At 65.7% G+C, this 2,039-nt stretch carries 3 protein-coding genes; all 3 read right to left on the bottom strand.

What is annotated here, in order from left to right:
* Nucleotides 1–437: aldehyde dehydrogenase family protein (locus NH448_RS23365; protein WP_253029590.1), on the bottom strand; the 437-nt coding region annotated here is incomplete at its 3' end.
* A gap of 131 nt (nucleotides 438–568) precedes the next feature.
* On the bottom strand, nucleotides 569–1,585 hold the full coding sequence (gene araD1 / locus NH448_RS23360; RefSeq protein ID WP_253029589.1) for an AraD1 family protein: 1,017 nt from the start codon (nucleotides 1,583–1,585) through the stop codon (nucleotides 569–571).
* A gap of 176 nt (nucleotides 1,586–1,761) precedes the next feature.
* Nucleotides 1,762–2,039 (bottom strand): TRAP transporter large permease subunit (locus NH448_RS23355; RefSeq protein ID WP_162816557.1); only part of this gene is annotated, 278 nt, incomplete at its 5' end.

Here is a 2,039-nt window from a genome sequence, read left to right as displayed (position 1 = left end):
TGGCGCTGGCGCAGGTCGACCCGCGGCATCGGTTCACGGTCCGGCAGGGCCGGATCGTGCCGCACGTCGAGCCATTCGCCGGCGCGCACCACCGAGGCGAACAGGCGCAGCTGGCCGCAGGTACGGCCGCGCTCGCCCTGCAGACGTGCCTGGGGCAGGCCGGACTCGGCCATGGCGCGCTCGATCAGGGTGTCACCGAGCGCCTCGATCTCCTCGGCGATGGTCTCGAGAAAGGTCGCACGGGCCTCGAGGCCGGTCTCGCGGTAGCTATCGAAGGCCGCCCAGGCCAGTTCGCAGGCGCGCTCGACCTCGGCCTTGGAACCTGCCTTGTAGCCAGGCTCGAGGGTCTCACCGGTGGCCGGATTGACGGCGTGGATGGGCTCGCCCTTGGCCTCGACGGCCTGGCTGCCGATCAGCTGCTTTCCTTCCAGAGTCATGTTGGCTCCTTTTCGCTTGCGGGGATGGGGTTGTCGGTTTGCTGTCTGGTACCAGTGTCAACGCCGGCTCGACCTGCGTTCAATGCTCGTGTCGTCATTGTTCGGGACAGTCGAAGCCTGTCGCCGGTCGATTACATCGGCGTGACGCTGGTCTGTTCTTCGTCCTCGGTGGGCGGCGCCAGCGGATTGCGCAGGGGACGCCCGAAGGCCGGTAGCTCGATTTCGTAGCGCTCGCCCGGTTTGACACTGACACCGTCGGCGAAGCTCAGGGTGGCGGTGCCGAAAAAATGGACGTGGACGTCACCGGGCCGACGGAAACCTGGGTACTTGAAGTGGTGGTGCTCCAGGTTGGCGATGCTGTGCGCCATGTTGTCCTCGCCGGTCAAGAACGGCTTCTCCCACAGGGTCTCGCCGTCTCTGGTGATACGCGAAGTACCCTCCAGATGAGAGGGTAGTTCACCGATCAGCAGTTCGGGGCCGAAACTGCAGGCGCGAAGCTTCGAGTGGGCCAGCCACAGGTAGTTGTAGCGTTCGGTGATGTGATCCGAGAATTCGTTGCCGATGGCGAAGCCCAGGCGATGGGGGCGGCCCTGATCATCGATGAGGTAGAGCCCGGCGAGTTCCGGCTCTTCGCCTGCATCCTCGGCGAAGGATGGCCAGGGCAGCGGCGCCTCGGGGGCCACCACGCAGTCACCATCCCCCTTGTAGAACCACTCGGGCTGGGCGCCCACCTGGCCTTCGGCGGGCTTGCCGCCCTCGACGCCGAGCCTGAACATGCGCATGGAATCGGTCAGCTGGGCGTCGTCGGCTTCGGACGAGTCGGCGTGCATGGCGCTGCGGGTATCGGCGCTGCCCAGATGGGTCAGGCCGGTGCCGGTGACCAGGCAGTGCGCGGGATCCGGATGGGTCAGCGGCGGCAGTAGCTGACCGCTCGCGACCAGATCGGCGTAGTCGAGGGTCTCGTCACCGAGGCTTTCCTTGAGCGTGGTCGCCAGGCCCTTGCCCTCGGCCAGCGCACGGCGTGCCAGGGTATAGGTGTCGGCGTCGGTCAGTCGCACACGGTCCGGTCCTTCGACCAGGGCGGCCCTGACGCTGCCCTGGTGGCGGCACTGGATGATGCGAAGGGTCTCGGGGGTGTCATGATGCATGGCAATATCCTTGCGTGACGTGGGCGCCTTGTCCCGGTTCACGGTTGGCCCCAGAGGCATCTTACGCCCCTGGGGTGGTGTATGGTCAACATACAAAGGTATGGGTTGACGTTATGGAAAGGTGGCTTTGCTGGCGTCTAGCCTGGCGCCTGGTCCCGGAGAGGGGCCGATCCGCGTCATTGCACCAGCCACATGGCCATCTCGGGCCACACCAGCAGCGCCGCGAGTACACATAGCTGCAGGGCGATAAAGGGCAGCACCGAGACGAAGATGTCCTTGAGGCTGATCTCCGGTGGCGCCACGCCCTTCAGGTAAAAGGCCGCGGGTCCGAACGGCGGCGACAGGAAGGACACCTGCATGTTCACCGCGAACAGGATGCCGAACCAGATCGGGCTGTAGCCCAGCTGCACGATGATCGGCACGAAGATCGGCAGGGTCAGCATGGCCACCCCGA

This window comes from Halomonas sp. OfavH-34-E, from assembly GCF_024124525.1.
Lineage (GTDB): Bacteria > Pseudomonadota > Gammaproteobacteria > Pseudomonadales > Halomonadaceae > Halomonas > Halomonas litopenaei.
The sequence above is the reverse complement of the archived record's forward strand: the minus strand, read 5'-3'. Positions and strand labels throughout refer to the sequence as shown.